We start from the raw sequence: 17,597 nt of genomic DNA, 5'->3' as shown, positions 1-17,597 counted from the left end.
TAACAAACCAATCTATTAAACCGCACAGCCGCCATCAAGGCACAGAAGCAAAAAAGTGAAGATCAGGCTATTTTGGGCTGCCCTTTTTGACAGGGACCAGAAAGGCTTACTGATATGCTCAGGCTCAATAATTGAGAGAATTTCTGCTTCTTCAATGTTATGGAGGCCATGCAGGACCTTTTGCTTCTGCCAGCCAGATTTTAGATTATCTAGATTCATATTGTTTTGTCTTAAACACTCTTTGGAGTTGGAGTTTTATCCTACTGAAGCGAGTACTGATGTTCGTTTCTGTTAAAAACAAAGTGGCTGCAATTTCCCTGTGGCTGTAGCCTTCCAAGTAAAGGATCACGATTGCTTTGTCAACATCCTGAAGTAAGTTAATAGCCTGTTGCAGTTGCTGTACTTCATCATCTGCAAAAGCTGGTGCTGCAGGAGTGTTAAAATCTGTACAAGAGAAAGGGGCTGTGGGTACGCGCCTTTTTTCCTGTTTGCTTTTTGAAAGGATGGTGTTTAGGGCAACTTTATACATCCAGGTGCTTATCTTGGATTCGTTTCTAAAGCTCGGGTAAGCCCTCCAGAGCTGCAGTATAATATCTTGTCGGCAGTCTTTTCTGTCTTCTTCGGAATGATAATAAATATTGCAAAGGCCGTTTATCAGCCCTTGATTTTGCTGGATTAGTTTAACAAACTCCTTCTTTGAAATCGGATTCATTTCTGCATAGTCTTCTTAAAGTATTAGTAGCCTGAGATGATTTTTTATCACAAAGGATTATTTTTTTTGATACTACCCAACTTCTGAATATATGTCACTATGACGTTTAGCCAACCAACAGTAGACAGCTAAACAGAACCAGCCTAACGAATATACTATATAGTAGCCTTACTAAAAAAATACCAGCCATACTTTAGGCATGGCTGGTACAAATTTTTGAATCACGTTATGCCGGGCTATCTCCTTTTCAGCTTTGCCCACTGCTGTGCAATGATGGTTTTGGCATCAGGGGTTTCGAGGGCATCCAGTTCTTCAGAGGTTAGATGCAGAATCTCGATGAACTCGTGCTCGTGTGCGTTGCCGCCGCCTTCACTATTCTGCCGCGTTACCTCGGCATAGTATAGCATCACCCGCTCTGTGGTGCCGCCCGGCGAGGAGTAAAACGTGTGCAAATGCTCCAGCTTGTCCACGTGGTAGCCGGTTTCTTCCTCGATCTCGCGTTTTATACTTTCCTCGGGCTGTTCGCCCTGGTCTACCATGCCGGCCACCACCTCTACCAGCTCCGACTCCGAACCCACCCGAAACTGCTTGGTAAGGATGTACTGCTGCTTTTCGGTGTCAAATACGAGCGCCGCAACGGCATCGCCGCGGTCAAACTGCTCTCGGGTAAAGGTATGGCCCTCCTGCTCTACGGTTAGTTTATAGATCTTGAAATAACCGTTGTAGGCCTTCTCTCTGTTTTTTATTTTCATAAGGGTGGTGTCTTTGTTGGTAAGTATAAAGATAGTGATTCTGGATATATAGCTGCAGCCATAACAGGACCAAGTATAAAATTATACTTTGCTACTCATTGTTGCGCATGGCGGCTTTCTGGGTTTTCTCCGTCCACGTTGACTGCGAAAGTGGCGTTTCGCTTTCATGGCCCGTGGCCCTATTTTTACCAATTCCGCCTTCGCCAGGCAGCAGGGCGTTTACCAGCGCCAGTATATCGGTGGTAAGGCCAGGCGAAACCCGGTGGAGCAGCTCCCCCACCGTGGCAAAAAGTGTGGTGGTTACCGCTGCATCGCCATGGCGCAAGGCATCCAGCATCTGTTTAGCAGAATCCTCTGCAGAAATAGAAGTTAACGAACTGGAGTCCATAAGCTTGAATAGCGTGTACTCCTTTTTATTTTGGCCTTTTATAATGGCATGGCGTGGGCTACCTGTCTGCATCAGGCCGGGGGTAGCAGTGGTTACCAGGATGTTATACTTCTTCAGCTCCGCCCGTAACCCTTCCGACAGCCCCACCAGTGCAAATTTACTCGCGCTATAAGGCACCAGGTGCGGCACGCTCACTACCCCACCTATGGAGGCAATATTCAGGATGCGGCCACCACCACGGGCTTTCATGGCTGGCAATACGGCCAGCGTAGTATAAACCGGCCCCCAGAAATGTGTTTTGATCGCTTCGTCAAACTCCTTTACCGTCATCTCCGCCACTGGCCCGGCATGTATAACTCCGGCATTGTTAATGAGTACATCAATTGGGTTAAACTCATTCTGCACATTCGTGATCATGTCCTCTACCTGCTGCCGGTCTGTTACATCGCATTTCTGCACCAGCACCTCGGCGCCCTTGCCTGCCAGTTCCATGCGGGCATTCTCCAGTTCGGTTTCATCGCGGGCGCACAGCACCAGCCTGGCTCCCTCCTTTGCCAGCTGTCGCGCCAGCACCAGCCCCAGGCCGCGGCTTCCTCCCGTTATCAAAATGGTCTTCCCATTAAAGTCGTAGGCATTCAGCTTTCGGCTTACCGCCCGAACCGCTGCCAGAGCACCAACGCCTGCAGCTAACCACATGAGGGTATTTTTATCTTTTGTTTTCATAGGTAGAAGTATAAAAGTAAAGGCAGGTACATTAATGCACCTGCCTTTACCTCTACGGCTGTAGAAATTAAGGGGTTAAGTATGAGATTTTGCTTAAGGCTTTTTGGAGAATATCTTGTTTTTGAGCACTGGTGTATACTGTAGTTTGATAGCCACTACGCCATACTGGTCTTTTGTTGTGGGGTTGCCTTGCCTAGGCCCAACATTATCTAAATAATCTGTATTAGTTACTCTATAAACAATTTCAGATGCAATGCTAATCTCATCATTTATATAGAACCGAAGTCCCCCGCCAAGCGGAACAACAGGAGCAATGGCAGGATACTTTCGCTCAGGATCATAAGTAACCTGAGATTCATCTAAACTACGATCACGTGGAAATGAAACCGGGTTATAGTAAACAAATCCAGCCCCTAACCTTACGTAAGGCACTACAAACCTCTTCCGCTTAGAACGGTAGTTACCTGACCCGGCATAACTGTCAAGCAAATTTAATAAAACCGAACCAGTCACCTCAATTACCTGCGACTCAAAAGCCAAGTTCAACTGAGAACGACGATCTTTGTCACTCGCACCCAATTTCACATAGTCAATCGTGCCGCTCACACCTAAGTAGGGCGAGAACTTGTAAAGTCCGCCCACACTCACATTCGGGCCAAAGTCGTTACAGCCCCAGCTACCGCAAATATCGCTTCGCACAGCGGTTACACCACCACCAAGCAAAATCACCCAGCCCCGCTCCAGCACATTACTGCTCTTGCTGTTTCGCTTAAAACGGTACTGCTGCTGTTGCGCCAGTGTATCCCAGGGGTAAAGTAAGAGAAGAGAAAAAAGTATTAATAAATAGTATGGTTTCCTGTTCATATCCTCAGACAGGTTTAACATCATTTAATGGCAGGTGAGTTTGAAAACTGTTTCTGCCGCCAAGCATTTCAAGCTGCTCTAAACTTCTTCTTCTCTACGGTTTATCTGTAAGAAAGATGATGGTTTACCGATAAATATATTGGAATATCAGAATAGTCAAAGTATAAAATATACCTTGAGCCTAGATGGTTTGTATTTTGGCTCAAGAAAAAGAAACAACCAGACTCAATTTACTCAGGTTTGGCTGCCTGATTCTTTAAGGGCAGGCGCTGTAAGTCAGTGTCTATCAACTCCAGGAAATCAATCACTAAAGCGGCCGCGTCAGGGTAAAAAGTATGGTTGATGTTCTCGAAGTCATCTGAAGGTTTGTGGTAGTGCGGGTGGTCTTCCACGCCAAAATACACATAGGGAATGCCACGCTCATGAAACCTGAAATGGTCTGATTGGTTTGTCCAGTCGTCGTGGCCCTGGTCTGGCTGGTCGTGGCCCAGCACTAAACGGGCTTTTTCCCGCGGCTTCACTTTCAGCAGGTACGGCTTCAGTTCGGGGTTATGAAACGTGCCGCTGGCGTAAAGTTCTCCTTTGCCATTGATACCCAGCATATCCATGTTCACGTTCAGGAGAATTTTGTGCAGTGGCACCGGTGGGTTATCCAGAAAAGCTTTTGCCCCCTGTAGCCCCAGTTCTTCGCCATCCAGTGCGGCAAAGATGATAGTATGCTTTGGGGGGTGTTTTGCAAAATAGGCCGCCGCCGCCAGCAGTGCCCCTACACCGGATGCATTGTCGTCGGCACCGTTATATACTTCGCCATCCCGCTGACCTATATGGTCGTAGTGGGCCGTTACAATAATGGCCTTATCCGATTTTCCGGGAATGTAACCTATAAGGTTCGTCGCCTCCGGCACCTTCGCCCGCTTTGTGTCTATCTCAAAGTGCTGCTTGTAGCTGTTGTTAAACGGCTTCAGTCCAATCTCCCGGAAACGTTTCAGGATATACTCCTGCGCCATCAGGTTACCCTCAGAACCGCTTCTACGGCCCTGCATCGAGTCGGCTGACAGCACCTTTACATCCCGCAACAGCAAGGCTGCATCAGGCTTACTTCTTTGTGCCAGCCCGAGTAAAGGTGTGGCAAGTATAAAGGCAAGGACGAGTGACTTTTTCATAGAGCAAGAAAAGCGTAATGTAGTAGATACAGGTGTTTTTAGCAAGTTTTGGGAAGGGAGCATAACCCTTTGCGACACAGGCGTTTTTTTGCGTCAGCGACACATCCAACAGTTTTAGCCTTTTTACCTCTCCCTAGCCCATTCCTTTTCTCGAGAGCCCCTACCTCTAAAACAGGAGAGGGAGTCCGGTTCAAGTGGTATAGCGATGGCTATCGAATCTGATCCCAGTCTTTCCGTGGGGGTAGGGGCCCTCGGCAAAGAGCGCCTTGTGAGATCCGGTGCCCGGCAAGGGCAGCCGCAGCGCAGCGGAGGCAGGAGGGAACACAGCGCGATGCGGGAAGACGAGCCCTCCCGGGCTGGAGGGCGCCAAGGCCGGAGGTGCAACCCTAGGTTTGTAGGACTGAGGATCAGCAGTAGCTAGAAAGGATAGCTTGTTTCAAGTTGCGAGAAGCAGCAGCCACTAAAGTATAGCCAAAGTATCAGATATGGCTTTTCAAGCCAGTCGAGTCATAGACTCGACACTATTGTTGGACACAAGTCTGAAGACTTGCGCCAGGAAGGATAAAAAGTGGATCAGCAGCGGCTAAAGTATAAACGAGGAAAGTATATACCACGCAGCAGCAACCATCAAATTTAATCTGAAAAGTATAAAACAAATCAGCTCCTGTTATACTAGCAAAAGCCGGCACAACAAGAGCTGATCCTATATTAAAATTTTACTTTACGCAAACTTAGGCCACTCAATCCAGCTGCGCTGCCTGGATGCGTACTGCACGTTTTGCTCTTGTGTTGCCGGGGCCTGGTCTCGGTCCTGTACATAGGTATCGCGGTAGCTTACTACTTCTCCACGGTTTACCCAGCCTTCCTGGCGCATATAAAATCTGATGGCGCTTGCCTCTACAAACAGTTCCTGGTCTTTTAAATCGTTGTAGTTCATCTTCTTCGTCAATAATACTTTGGCTAAAAAAATCTAACAGAAGAAGTACAAGGAACGTGCCACTACGGCAGCATTCCCTTAAAAGTTACAAACGCATCTGGATATTTTCAGAAAACTTTAAAGTCCTAAAGCAAAACAAGCCAGGTGGTGTACCTGGCTTGTTTTGTTATCCTTTGATTTTAATAAAGGAGGGCAGCTCAAAAGGCCCTACCGATGTTTGTATAGTCGGTTTTATCTGTAGCGTTACTTTTGGCCGGTTGGCGCTGTCCTTGTTCAGGAGTGTAGCCAGCCGCAGCAGTTTTTGCAGGTCAGGCTGGCTGCCATTTTCGCTGGCGAAGGTAAGTGGCGAAGCAATGGTGATCGTGTTCAGTCCGTTCTTCAGCTCCACGGGCTCGCTCACCAGACCATTTAAGGTATGCTGGTCGTCCACTAACAGTTGCCATTTCAGCTGTGTTACGGTCATGGTGCGGTCCTGGCTTCCTTCCGGCAGCTCCACCTTCAGGCCAATGGTTGATACAGCACTTAAAGCATTATCAGAAAAAGCACTGTACAGCGTGGCCGCATCGTTGAAAGAAAAGTCTTGTGGACGTTTCTTCTTCAGCAGATCAATCCCGTTCAGCTCCATCTGGTTTATACTTTCCAGGCTATACTCGGCCTCCTTAAAGGCCTCCACATCATTCTTGGTTTTACACGCAAAATTGAATACCAGCAGCATCAGCAGCAGTGTGTAGTTCCCTATTTTCCTTGTCATTGGCATATTTTATTTCTTAACTACTTTTCCGGACCCGGAGACATTGGAGTTAACGCTTGGATCACCGCTGTAGTGCACCCTCCCGCTTCCGCTTATCTCCACATCCAGCCTATCAGACACCTCTACCTCCGATTTGCCGGAACCGGAGATGCTGATCTCAGCTTCACGGCTATTCAGGTCGTAACCCAAGTACTTACCGGAACCCGAGATGGAGACATCCTGCACGTCGGCCACACCAGCTGCACGAATTGTGCCAGAGCCGCTGATTCGAGCGTTTAACTCGCGCGTGGCCAGCCGCAGCAGCACATCACCGGAGCCGGACACGCTGGTTTCAAACGAACGGCCTTTAAAAACATCCTCCAGCTCTATCAACCCGGAGCCCCCTACACTGGCTTGTTCCAGTTGTGGCACCGTAATGTATACTTCCACGGGTTCATGGTTACGCAGGCAACGGTCAAACCCAACGCTCCAGACCCCGTTCTCCATCTCCGTCTCCAGCTCGTCCAGAATATTTGCCTGTCCGCGCACCTCCACGTGCTGCTCATCGCCGCGTTTTATGTACACTTTGGTATCGCCGCTTACATCAACACCCCTCAACTTGGAGAGCTCCAGTGTACGGCTTTCTACTTCGCCCTCGCCCTCCAGGCAGTAGCCGCCTTCGTCGCAGGACGAAAATGTAGTTAAAAGAGCCACCGATGCCAGCAGCGTGGCCAGTTTCTGTACTTTCATAGTTTTACGGGTTTAGGAAGTATACTTCTGCAATATATTAAATTCATAAACAAAGGCCACACCGCCTGTTGCGATGTGGCCTTTGCTCTGCCCGCTGCTTAACTTATGACAGGTGCCCTACCTGCTGCCCCTCCCGGTTTACAAGTATGCCCCTGTCCGTGATGAACACCGTTTTCAGGTACTCGCTCTCGAAGTAGTAAGGATAGTCCGGGTTGCCGGTTTTTGCCAGCTTGCCAATTACCTTCGGACCATCTTTGGTGAGGTGCACCAGGTGCAGGCGCGATGTCAGGTAAAATTGCTCGCGCGGTGCCTGGCTGAAAACAACCTTGGAAAGCACCATGCGGCTGTTGAGGGAGCCAGTTGGGGCAACTGCGGCACGCGACTGCTGTTCCTGTTGCTGCTGCTGCACGATGCGCGGTTGCCGGCGTACAGGTTCTATTGAGCGCTGGTCAGGCTGAGGCCCGTTGGCACTAGCTAGCAACTGATCATTTGCGCTGCGCCAGCCCTTACTAATGGCGGCCAAACGGTAGCTGCGGCCAGGGTGTGAGCGGGAAGTTTCCTCCTCCGACAGTAGGTTTATGGCAGCCTGGGCCTCGGCCATACTTGCCCCCATCTTACGCAGCACAAAGCCGGAGAACTCATCGGCCTCCAGTTCATCAGCCGGGTTGCTGCCGCTGCGGCTCAGGGTATGGCCATTCAGGTGATGTCCAATTTCATGGGCAAGTATACTTACACCGGCCCAGTCGGTATGCACGGCATTATTGATGGCGGCCAGGAAACGCTCACTGTACAGGATGTAGCGTTTTCCGTTATAGACTACAGCTGCAGCATTATCGATATCGGCGGCGCGAAGCTCGAAGCGAGGTTTCAGGCCCACCACGTTAATAATCTCCTGCACAATGTCGCGGGTATCGGAAGAGGCTGTAACAGTGGCGGGAGGCGCAACCGCAGTAGCTGCCCTGGCCACCTGCCCCAGCACCGGGGCAAGTATAAGCCCCAGCGCAACAGTAAGTTTTCTGAAGTATGGCATCGTATAAATTCTTGAGGGTGATCCGGCTATACCTTATAAAACGCAGGTGCAGCGGCGGGTAGTATAATAGCAAGTACTTTGCCAAAAATGCAATTTATACTCATGAGCCTGGCAAACCCTTGTATTTGAAAATTATGCGGCTCCCATACTTTCATCAGTACAACGCAAAGCCTTATTTTAGCTGTTAAAACCGTTTGCCATGCTTATACTTTTTGTGCTGCTTTACCTCCTCTTCAATATTGGGGTGGGGTTCTGGGCCTCCAGGCGCGTCAAAAACACCACAGATTTTCTGCTGGCGGGCCGTCAGCTGCCATTTTACATTTCTACCACAGTAGTGTTCGCCACCTGGTTCGGCTCCGAAACATTGCTGGGTGCCTCTTCTGAGTTCGCCTCGCATGGGCTGCTGGGAGTGATAGAGGACCCTTTTGGCGCTGCGCTGTGCCTGGTACTGGTGGGCCTGTTTTTTGCCAAGCGCCTCTACCGCATGAACCTGCTAACCCTGGGCGATTATTACCGTTTGCGCTACAACCGCGTAACAGAACAGATTGCCGGCTTCTTTATGATCATCTCCTACTTCGGGTGGATTGCGGCGCAGATGGTGGCACTGGGCATTGTGATGAACCAGGTATTCGGCATTTCCACAGTTGCTGGGATAGTAGTAGGGAGCATGATTGTGGTGGCCTATACTTTTATGGGCGGCTTGTGGTCTGTCTCTATCACGGATTTTGTGCAGACCCTGATGATAATCGGCGGTCTTTTCTACATCACCTGGGAGCTGCTGCACCAGGTGCCGCTGCAGCAGGTAACGGCTACTTTGCCAGATGGTTTTTTCCGGTTTGTGCCACAGGAGCGGGACAGCGTGAGCTGGCTCAACTACTTCGGCCTCTGGATCACGATCGGGCTTGGCTCCATTCCGCAGCAGGACGTTTTTCAGCGGGTGATGTCGGCACGCTCGGAGCGGGTGGCGGTAGCCTCCTCGGTGGCGGCCGGCTTTTTGTACCTGACGGTGGCCTTTATGCCGCTGGTGCTGGCCCTGTATGCCAAACTCCTGCACCCCCACCTCATGCAGGAAGATGCGCAGTTGCTGGTGCCGGGCCTTATTCTTCGCTCTTCTTCGCTACTGGTGCAGGTGTTGTTTTTCGGTGCGCTGGTATCTGCCATTATCAGCACAGCCAGCGGCGGTATACTTGCGCCAGCCGCCATACTTAGCGAGAACATGCTAAAGCCCTTTATCAGGAATATCTCTGATAAAAAGCTTCTCCTACTCTCCAGGGTTAGTGTGCTGCTGGTGGCGGCAGTCTCTTTGGGTATGGCCCTGATGCGCAGCAACATTTATGAGTTGGTAAGCGAGTCGTCGGCGCTGAGCCTGGTCAGCCTGTTTGTGCCGCTGGTGGCGGGCATGTTCTGGCGCAAAACAACTTCTGCTGCCGCTATTTCCTCTATGCTGGCAGGTATGGGTGTGTGGTTGCTGGCGCTTAACCTGGGCACAGCCGTAAACCCTATGCTCTATGGCCTGGCCGGAAGTATAGCCGGTTTTTTTGTGGGGCAGCTGTTGGGCAAGGCTACAGAAACCGCAGGAGTTAAGGCAACACCAGAGAGTAATATATTAAAATCATCCGTTCACTAAAATATTTTGTGTAGCTACAGCTAAAATCGTAATTTAAGGAAACTGTCTACACAAATGGTTGCCATGCCTGCGTCTAAAGTTATACTTCTGAGCGAACCCAAGTTGATGATCTATACCGAACCGGAGCATCAGCTGATGGTGGTACAGGCAAACGGGGAAGTGCCATCCGCCACGTACCGGTCGGGCTTACAGCTAGCTACGGATGAGGCCATTGAAAAGGGGCTGCAGTACTGGCTGGTAAACAATAAAGCAGGAGGTATTATTACCCCAGCCGATCAGAATTGGGCCAATGAAGTGATAGCACCCTTACTGGCTCATAAATCCAGGATCAGGAAAATGGCTTTAATAGAGCCCGAAGACGTAGTAAGCCACCTGATATTGGAAAGCATGATGGACAGTGCCAGATCCATTTTCCCGTTCGAGATGCAGTTCTTCGGGAAAGTAGAGGATGCCTATGAGTGGTTTAGGGACTCGGAAGTATAAACCATGAAGCAGCACGAACTGTACTGTATTAATCTTACTATACAGAAAATAGAAAGCCCCCAAAGCAAACACTATGGGGGCTTTTATAATAGCAGGTTGCTTACTTCAACCTTTGCTAAACACTTCCTAATTAATGAATCTAGAAGGATATATTCACCGGAATTGTAACGCCAGCCTGCAGCACAATTTGCTTCATCGGTGTGTTGTATTTCAACTGGCCGTTTAAGTTCAGCTTCTCATTTAAAGGATACATCAAGCCAGCTCCCAGATTTAACCCGAACTCGCTGGCGGATGCATCCGCCAGGGTTCTGTTGGTTTCCTTATTGGTTACTTTAGCTGTTCCTGAAGCAAGGGAAAGCCCCAGTAAACCGTAGAAAGAAATGTTTCCTTCGCCAAAATAATACCTGCCATCAACATTAAGCTCTGAGTTTTTCACACTGCTTACATAAGTATCGTTGTTGTAACCAGACGAAAACTCAATCTCAGATTTAAAGAAGTGGGTATAGCTTGGGGCTACGCTGATATTGTCCATAAGAAAGTACTCACCACCGAAATTCAGACCAACTCCGCCGCTTTCACCATCATCAGAAATACCAGACTTTGATCCAAAAGCCAAACCGGCTCCAACCCTTATAGTACCTTTCTCAAGGCCTGTGGCAGAATCACCTTGTTCTAAAGTAGTTTCACTTTGTGAGGCAGCAGTTGTTTCTGTAGCCTGCTCCTGGGCCAAAGCTGCACCTGCAGCCATACATGCAAAAGACAAAGAGAGTAAGAGTGTTTTCATAGAATGAATTTTAAGTTAGTTAAACATTTATGGTGCAAAACTAACACATATATATAATTATCAAAATATAATAGTATTACAATATTAAGAAACCGATCTAACGTATCCTTAACCACATAAAATCAACTATTTAACTCATGCTAGCTCATCATCACAAGTATAAAGTACAATCATACATACTTTAACTATTTGATTTATTGGCTAACTACACAGGATTTACTGTGCAATAAAAAAGGCGACTCCCGCTGGTGCAGGAGCCGCCTTCTAAGTATAAAGTCATTTACTTTTACAGACTGAACAAGTATGCCAGGGAAACGCCAAACACACGGTTTCTTGTTTTAGCCTCACCATCTTCAGCTTCATAAAGACTTGTGAAGCCAAGGCCATAGCGCACATCTAAGTTAAGCTCTCCCTGGCCCATTTTATAGGCCGCGCCAATGCCAAAGCTTGCACCTAGTTCTAAACGATTATCTGTGTCATCAAATTCGTAACTTTCGCTTGCTTCAGAGTCTCCCATTTTCATGGAGTTTTCGCCGCTTGCCCAGTAACCTATACTTGGGCCGCCTGTCGCAAAACCATGCAGTTGCTCAGTTCCGAAGGATACCTTAGCCAAAACAGGCACCTCAAGGTAATTCGGGCGGCCTTTTATATGCATATCATCGTCGCCGATTTTGAAGCCCTTCTGAACGTAAAGCAACTCAGGCTGGACAGAGAACATATCATTGATCATGAAATTTGCCACAGCGCCAAACTGCATGCCGGGGTTCGATTTAATATCATCGTTTGATATGCCATCTTCCTCCTCAGACAAAGCTACCTTTGCGAAGGTAGCCCCTACTCGAGGACCGATAGAAATGGATTGTGCTACTGAAGTAAAGCCTAGAGCAACCACAAACAGCAGAGTGAGCAAAAATTTGTTTTTCATAAAAAGGGTTTTAGTGGATAATTGGATGCGGTAAATATCAGCAATAAGATTCTCAGTATACCACTATTTATATATAAATATTTTCATTTTCTCCATAATGCAGAAAGCCCCCGCTATACTCAAGCAGGGGCTTTCTGTTTTATTTATACTTGTTTATTTATACTTCAGGCTACTTAAACATGCCTTTCAGTTTGGCCAGCTTTGCCTGGAAATCATCCATTGGCTCTTCATCGCGTTTGTTGCCGCCTTTGCCACGGTTGCCGCCGCCTGCTGGCTTGGCTGCCGCTGGGTCGCCTTTCATACTTAAAGAGATGCGCTTGCGGGCCTCATCCACCTCCAGCACGGTTACCTCTACCTTCTGCCCTACTTTCACCACATCGTGCGGGTTGCTTACAAAGCGGTCAGAAAGGTGGCTTACATGCACAAGGCCATCCTGGTGCACCCCAATATCCACGAAAGCACCGAAGGCAGTGATGTTGGTTACGATACCCGGAAGCTTCATGCCGGCACGCAGGTCCTTGATCTCGTTTACGCCTTCTGTAAAGCTGAATGCCTCAAAGGTTTCGCGCGGGTCGCGGCCTGGCTTGGCCAATTCGCTTATAATGTCCTGCAAGGTCGGCAGACCAACGGTATCGGTCACATAGTTTTTCAGGTTGATCTTTTTGCGCAGTTCTTCCTTCTGCATCAGGTCCTGCACGGTTACGCCCAGGTCTTTAGCCATCTGCTCTACGATCGGATAGCTTTCCGGGTGCACGGCAGAGGCATCCAGCGGGTTTTTCGCATCCCGGATTCTCAAGAAACCTGCCGCCTGCTCAAAGGCCTTATCACCTAAACGGGCTACTTTCTTCAGCTCGGTGCGGGTTCTGAACGGTCCGTTTTGGTTTCTATACTCTACAATGTTCTGAGCCAAAGCAGGACCAAGACCGGAAACGTACGTTAGCAACTGCTTGCTGGCTGTGTTCACTTCCACGCCCACGGCGTTCACGCAGCTCATCACCACGTCATCCAAAGAGTGCTTCAGGGCAGATTGGTCCACGTCGTGCTGGTACTGGCCAACGCCTATACTTTTCGGGTCTATCTTCACGAGCTCAGCCAGCGGGTCCATCAGGCGGCGGCCGATGGAAACAGCGCCACGCACCGTCACATCCTGGTCCGGAAACTCCTCGCGGGCAACCTCTGAGGCAGAATAAATAGAAGCACCGCTTTCGTTTACCATCACCACCATCACGGAAGATGGTAGTTTCAGACTCTTCACAAAAGCTTCTGTTTCGCGGCTAGCCGTACCGTTTCCAATGGCGATGGCCTCTACCTCGAAGCGGGTTACCATATAGCGCACCGCTTGTGCCGCCTCCTGCTCTTTATGCTGTCCGGTGTGTGGGTAAATCGTTTCGTTGTGCAGCAGCTTACCTTGCTTGTCCAGCACCACCGATTTCACACCGGTTCTGAAGCCAGGATCCAGGGCCAATACCGTTTTCTGCCCTAGTGGCGACGACAACAGCAGCTGGCGCAGGTTATCGGCAAACACACGGATGGCTTCCTCGTCGGCACGCTTCTTAGAGCTCAGGCGAACTTCTGTTTCCATGCTTAGCTTGAGCAGGCGCTTGTAGCAGTCCTTGGCAGCCAATTTCACTTGCTCTGAGGCTGCGTTATTGCCCTGCACAAACATATTCTCCAGCTTTGCCAGCGCGGCCTCCTCGTCCGGCTGGGCCGTCAGCATCAGCACCATCTCGGTTTCGCCGCGGCGCATAGCCAGGATTCGGTGTGAAGGGGCTTTCTCGATCGGCTCCTCCCACTCAAAGTAATCCTTAAATTTCTGGCCTTCCTCTTCCTTGCCCATCATCACGCGGCTCTTGAACACGCCCTGCTTCTCAAATATCTGGCGCATGGTGGCGCGTGCCTCCGCGTTCTCATTCATCCACTCGGCCATAATGTCGCGGGCACCGGCAAGAGCCTCGTTCACGTCCTTCACCTCTTTCTCTTCCGAGATAAAGTTGGCGGCCTCTGCCTCCACATCGATGTTCTCCTGGGCAAAAATGCGCTCTGCCAGCGGCTCCAGCCCTTTTTCGCGGGCGATGGTGGCCTTTGTTCTGCGCTTTGGTTTGTATGGCAGGTAGATATCTTCCAGCACGGCCATGGTTTCGGCAGCCATGATCTGCGCCTCCAGCTCCGGCGTCAGCTTCTCCTGGTCGCGGATAGACTTGAGTATACTTTCGCGGCGCTTTTCCAGCTCACGCAGCTGCTCCATCCTGTCTCGGATGCCGGCAATCTGCACTTCGTCAAGCGAGCCCGTAACTTCTTTTCGGTAGCGGGATATAAACGGCACAGTAGCGCCCTCGTCTAGCAAGCGGGCGGTGGCCTCTACCTGCTTAATGGTGATAGACAGCTCCGAGGCTATCTTTAAAAGATGGTCTAAATTAGGTTCCATATAATGCTTTAATCCAATTTCTGGTTTTGCGCCCGGGCAAAAGGTGGCAAGTAAGTATAAACTGAACGTGAAAAGGCGCCTGCTCCTTCCCCCTCCTGCCAACATTGCCGGTGCGCTTACCCTAAAGTATAATCCGGGACTTTAGAAACGCCAAATTTAACCCTTATTGCCTAACCTGAAAACTTTATCTGCTGAAATGGCCGGATAGTAAAGTATAAATTTGAGGCGCATATATACTGGTCTCTAGCCTCGCGCAGGAGCCGAACAGCGCGAGGCAATGACGGACACCCCCTCTCCTACCCTTTTATTTTCTTACATTTGCACCGCGATCCATCAAACTACTCTAATCTTGTACCATGGAAACTGCCAACCACTTTTCCTCTATCAACCACTGGACATACAATCACCTTATAAGCTGGGGCGTATCGGAGGGCACGGCTGTGTACCTGAACATGCTGCTCTTACTGTCTATTGTGCTGGTGCTTATTTATGCTGCCGATGCCCTCGCAAAGCGCCTTTTGGTGGGTGCGGCGCAGAAATTCTCCACAAAAACATCTACCCAGCTCGATGACCTGCTCATCCATAACAAGGTGTTTCATTACCTGGCCAAGGTTGTACCGCTCACAATTGTAGTACAGGCTCTGCCGGTGGTTTTCTCAGACTTCCCGGCCTGGGTTAAGCCGCTCCGCACTTTAACGGATGTATACACCGTGCTACTTTCCATCTGGGTTACCCGCTCCTTTCTGCGTGCCCTGCGCGACTTTATGAAGACCACTGCCCTCTTCCGGGATAAGCCCGTGGACAGCTTCCTGCAGGTAATCTCTATCTTTTTATACTTTGTGGGCGGCCTGCTGATCTTCTCACTGCTTACCGGCAAAGAGGTATGGGCATTCATCACGGCCATGGGTGCGGCTTCGGCCATACTGCTGCTGGTTTTCAAGGATACCATACTTGGCTTTGTGGCCAGCATACAGGTTTCTACGAACGACATGGTACGCATCGGCGACTGGATTACGATGGAGAAGTATGGCGCAGACGGCGACGTGGTAGAGATAAACCTGACAACGGTAAAGGTGCAGAACTTCGATAAGACCATCACCACCATCCCAACCTATTACCTTATCTCAGACTCGTTCAAGAACTGGCGCGGCATGCAGACTGCCGGCGGGCGGCGCATCAAACGCTCCATCCTCATTAAAATATCAAGTATAAAATACCTTTCGGAGGAGGAAATAGAGCGCTTCAGTAAGATCCAGCTCATAAGCGATTACCTGCAGGAGCGGAAAGCTGAGATAGACAAGTACAATCAGGCCAAGCAGGTTGACAAAAGCCTGCTGATCAACGGGCGCAGCATGACCAACGTGGGCGTTTTCAGAAGGTACATTGATGCCTACATCGCACAGCACGAGTTTACCCATAAACACATGACCATGATGGTGCGCCAGCTGGAACCGACCACTACCGGCATGCCGATTGAGCTTTACGTGTTTACCAACGATGTGCGCTGGGAGCGCTACGAGCAGATTATGGCCGACATATTTGACCACCTGCTAGCCGCCGTGAAGTACTTTGACCTGGAGGTGTTTGAGTACCCTGCGGCAGATGACATGCGCCATATTTTACCAAAGCCCGATACTGACAGAAGCAGCCTGTACTCAGCCATGGAGGCCATGAAAAACTAAGGCAGGGAATTTGCTAATGCAGCCGCAGCTTTTGCTACCGAACCGAATGAACACGAAAAGTCCGAAACGCACCCGTCGCTATACCTACCTGTATGTGCTGCTCTTCCTGCTGCTGCTCACGGCCTGTGTGGTGCGCCCCCTCGACCACACGCCGTACCAGCAAACTGATTATTACCAGGAAACCATCAGCGACCTGAACGAGAGCCCGGCCATCATCAGCCACGGCGATACCGTGCAGGTGGGTTGGGCCAGCATTAACATAACACCACCCGTGGGCACGCCGCTGGCAGGCTACGGTAAGCGCATGGGTATGGAGTATGAGGAAGTGCACGACTCGGCCTGGGCACGCACCTTTGCCTTTAGCAATGGCCAAACGGAGGCATACTATGTGGCACTGGACTTGCTTATTGTGCCGATGCAGGTGCTGCAGGAGCTGGAGAAAGTATACCCGGAGCTGGGCCTGAAGCCGGAGCAGGTATACCTCACCGCCACTCACAGCCACACCAGCTTCGGGGGCTGGGGCAAAAAGCTGGGTGTAAGGTTTATGTCGGGCAAGTATGATCCGGAACTGGTGGAGCAGCTGGCACAGCAGATCGTGCAAAGTATAAAACTGGCCCGCCAGAACCTGCAGCCTACCAAAATCGGCTTTGGCAGCACCAGCGCCGCCAGCCTGGTAAAAAACCGCCTGCTCAAAGACCCTGACAACCCTTACTACAAAGACCGTCAGCAGAACCGGGATACGGAGTTGCGCTTCCTCAAGTTTGAGCGCAAGGATGGTACCACAGCCATACTTTCCGTTTTCTCGGCACACCCCACCATACTTCCCTCCAACGCCCCCACGCTCTCCCGCGATTACCCGGGTGTGCTGGTGGATGAGCTGGAGGAGCGCGTGGGTTTTGCGGCCTTCTCGGCGGGTGCGGTGGGCAGCCACAGCGCGGTATACTTTAAAGGAGACACTTACGAGAGCACCGAAAACGTGGGCGACCGGCTGGCCAAACTGCTGCGCGAGGAGCTGCGGCAGGTAAAAACCGACTACATGTATACTTTGGGATACGGCCGTGTGCCGCTGGAGCTGCCGGAGCCAAGCTGGCGCATCAGCAAGGGCCTGCGTTTGGCCCCCTTCCTCTTCAATAGCATTTTCGGGGAGCACCCGGCCCACATCACCAGCCTGCAACTGGGCGATGTGGTTTTCCTGGGAGCCCCGGCTGATTATTCCGGGGAGTTTGTGGCGCAGATACGGCAGCAGGCGCTGGCACAGGGGCAGCAGGCCATCGTTACGAGCTTTAACGGCGGCTACATCGGCTACATTACCCCGGATAAGTATTACAACCTGCAGGAGTATGAAACCCGCAGCATGAACTTCTTCGGCCCCTACAGCGGCAGCTACCTCACCGAGATCATGCTACGCCAGCTGCAACAGCATCTGAGCAAGTAATTATAGCCTGCGGTTGTTGCCTTTACTTCTATTCCGTAACAACGGGCAAATTTTTTCACAACGGTTTTATCCTATAAAACACACATCCAAATACCACCTCACCTAGCCTACCCCATCCGCATTCTACAGGAAAAACACAATTACAACAGCTTGCTATATTTATACTTTTTATTTGATAAAAAGCATT

Annotated in this window: 17 protein-coding genes; 4 read left to right on the top strand and 13 right to left on the bottom strand. The window is 50.2% G+C overall.

Annotated features, from left to right (window positions below; genetic code table 11):
• Window positions 1-15 precede the first annotated feature (15 nt).
• The 10 genes from OO017_RS14240 to OO017_RS14195 all read right to left on the bottom strand — a co-directional run bounded on the left by OO017_RS14240 (window position 16) and on the right by OO017_RS14195 (window position 8,049).
• Window positions 16-219: a hypothetical protein gene (locus OO017_RS14240; protein ID WP_266053218.1), complete on the bottom strand. Its 204-nt coding sequence runs from the start codon at window positions 217-219 to the stop codon at window positions 16-18.
• Entirely contained in the window at window positions 206-712 is a 507-nt protein-coding gene (locus OO017_RS14235) for an RNA polymerase sigma factor (RefSeq protein WP_266053217.1), read from the bottom strand. Before OO017_RS14235 ends, OO017_RS14240 begins: the two co-directional genes overlap by 14 nt.
• A 236-nt stretch (window positions 713-948) precedes the next feature.
• Window positions 949-1,464 carry an NUDIX domain-containing protein gene (locus OO017_RS14230; RefSeq protein ID WP_266053216.1) on the bottom strand — a complete coding sequence of 172 codons (516 nt, stop codon included), beginning with the start codon at window positions 1,462-1,464 and terminating at the stop codon, window positions 949-951.
• Between the two features lie 91 nt (window positions 1,465-1,555).
• Window positions 1,556-2,575 carry an SDR family NAD(P)-dependent oxidoreductase gene (locus OO017_RS14225; RefSeq protein ID WP_266053215.1) on the bottom strand — a complete coding sequence of 340 codons (1,020 nt, stop codon included), beginning with the start codon at window positions 2,573-2,575 and terminating at the stop codon, window positions 1,556-1,558.
• 93 nt (window positions 2,576-2,668) lie between these two features.
• Window positions 2,669-3,439 carry a putative outer membrane beta-barrel protein gene (locus OO017_RS14220; RefSeq protein ID WP_266053214.1) on the bottom strand — a complete coding sequence of 257 codons (771 nt, stop codon included), beginning with the start codon at window positions 3,437-3,439 and terminating at the stop codon, window positions 2,669-2,671.
• A 230-nt stretch (window positions 3,440-3,669) separates the two neighbouring features.
• Window positions 3,670-4,602 (bottom strand): M28 family peptidase, encoded by a 933-nt coding sequence (locus OO017_RS14215; RefSeq protein WP_266053213.1) that lies wholly within the window; start codon window positions 4,600-4,602, stop codon window positions 3,670-3,672.
• 721 nt (window positions 4,603-5,323) lie between these two features.
• Entirely contained in the window at window positions 5,324-5,551 is a 228-nt protein-coding gene (locus tag OO017_RS14210; protein WP_266053211.1) for a hypothetical protein, read from the bottom strand.
• Window positions 5,552-5,705: 154 nt separating this feature from the next.
• Window positions 5,706-6,290: a hypothetical protein gene (locus tag OO017_RS14205; protein WP_266053210.1), complete on the bottom strand. Its 585-nt coding sequence runs from the start codon at window positions 6,288-6,290 to the stop codon at window positions 5,706-5,708.
• Between the two features lie 9 nt (window positions 6,291-6,299).
• Entirely contained in the window at window positions 6,300-7,019 is a 720-nt protein-coding gene (locus OO017_RS14200; protein WP_266053209.1) for a head GIN domain-containing protein, read from the bottom strand.
• A 103-nt stretch (window positions 7,020-7,122) separates the two neighbouring features.
• The gene (locus tag OO017_RS14195) at window positions 7,123-8,049 is read right to left on the bottom strand and encodes a M48 family metalloprotease (RefSeq protein ID WP_266053208.1); all 927 of its coding nucleotides are present in this window, start codon (window positions 8,047-8,049) and stop codon (window positions 7,123-7,125) included.
• Between the two features lie 199 nt (window positions 8,050-8,248).
• On the opposite strand from OO017_RS14195, the gene OO017_RS14190 reads away from it, so the two are divergent.
• Window positions 8,249-9,676: a high affinity choline transporter 1 gene (locus tag OO017_RS14190; RefSeq protein WP_266053207.1), complete on the top strand. Its 1,428-nt coding sequence runs from the start codon at window positions 8,249-8,251 to the stop codon at window positions 9,674-9,676.
• A gap of 63 nt (window positions 9,677-9,739) precedes the next feature.
• Window positions 9,740-10,159 (top strand): STAS/SEC14 domain-containing protein, encoded by a 420-nt coding sequence (locus OO017_RS14185; protein ID WP_266053206.1) that lies wholly within the window; start codon window positions 9,740-9,742, stop codon window positions 10,157-10,159.
• Between the two features lie 139 nt (window positions 10,160-10,298).
• Here the strand turns inward: OO017_RS14185 and OO017_RS14180 are convergent, their stop codons facing one another.
• The 3 genes from OO017_RS14180 to OO017_RS14170 form a co-directional block, all read right to left on the bottom strand.
• Window positions 10,299-10,943, bottom strand: coding sequence for an outer membrane beta-barrel protein (locus OO017_RS14180; RefSeq protein WP_266053205.1), 645 nt, complete (start codon window positions 10,941-10,943; stop codon window positions 10,299-10,301).
• 286 nt (window positions 10,944-11,229) lie between these two features.
• Window positions 11,230-11,868, bottom strand: a complete 639-nt coding sequence (locus OO017_RS14175; RefSeq protein ID WP_266053204.1) for a porin family protein — start codon at window positions 11,866-11,868, stop codon at window positions 11,230-11,232.
• A gap of 169 nt (window positions 11,869-12,037) precedes the next feature.
• Complete coding sequence (locus OO017_RS14170; protein WP_266053203.1) at window positions 12,038-14,293, bottom strand: Tex family protein; 2,256 nt, start codon at window positions 14,291-14,293, stop codon at window positions 12,038-12,040.
• Window positions 14,294-14,649: 356 nt separating this feature from the next.
• On the opposite strand from OO017_RS14170, the gene OO017_RS14165 reads away from it, so the two are divergent.
• Both OO017_RS14165 and OO017_RS14160 read left to right on the top strand, forming a co-directional pair.
• Complete coding sequence (locus OO017_RS14165) at window positions 14,650-15,975, top strand: mechanosensitive ion channel family protein (protein WP_266053202.1); 1,326 nt, start codon at window positions 14,650-14,652, stop codon at window positions 15,973-15,975.
• 46 nt (window positions 15,976-16,021) lie between these two features.
• Window positions 16,022-17,410, top strand: a complete 1,389-nt coding sequence (locus OO017_RS14160) for a neutral/alkaline non-lysosomal ceramidase N-terminal domain-containing protein (protein WP_266053201.1) — start codon at window positions 16,022-16,024, stop codon at window positions 17,408-17,410.
• The last annotated feature ends 187 nt before the right edge of the window (window positions 17,411-17,597 follow it).

It is taken from the genome of Pontibacter anaerobius (genome assembly GCF_026241195.1).
Classification (GTDB): Bacteria; Bacteroidota; Bacteroidia; order Cytophagales; family Hymenobacteraceae; genus Pontibacter; species Pontibacter anaerobius.
This window is presented reverse-complemented; position numbering and strand designations above follow the sequence as displayed.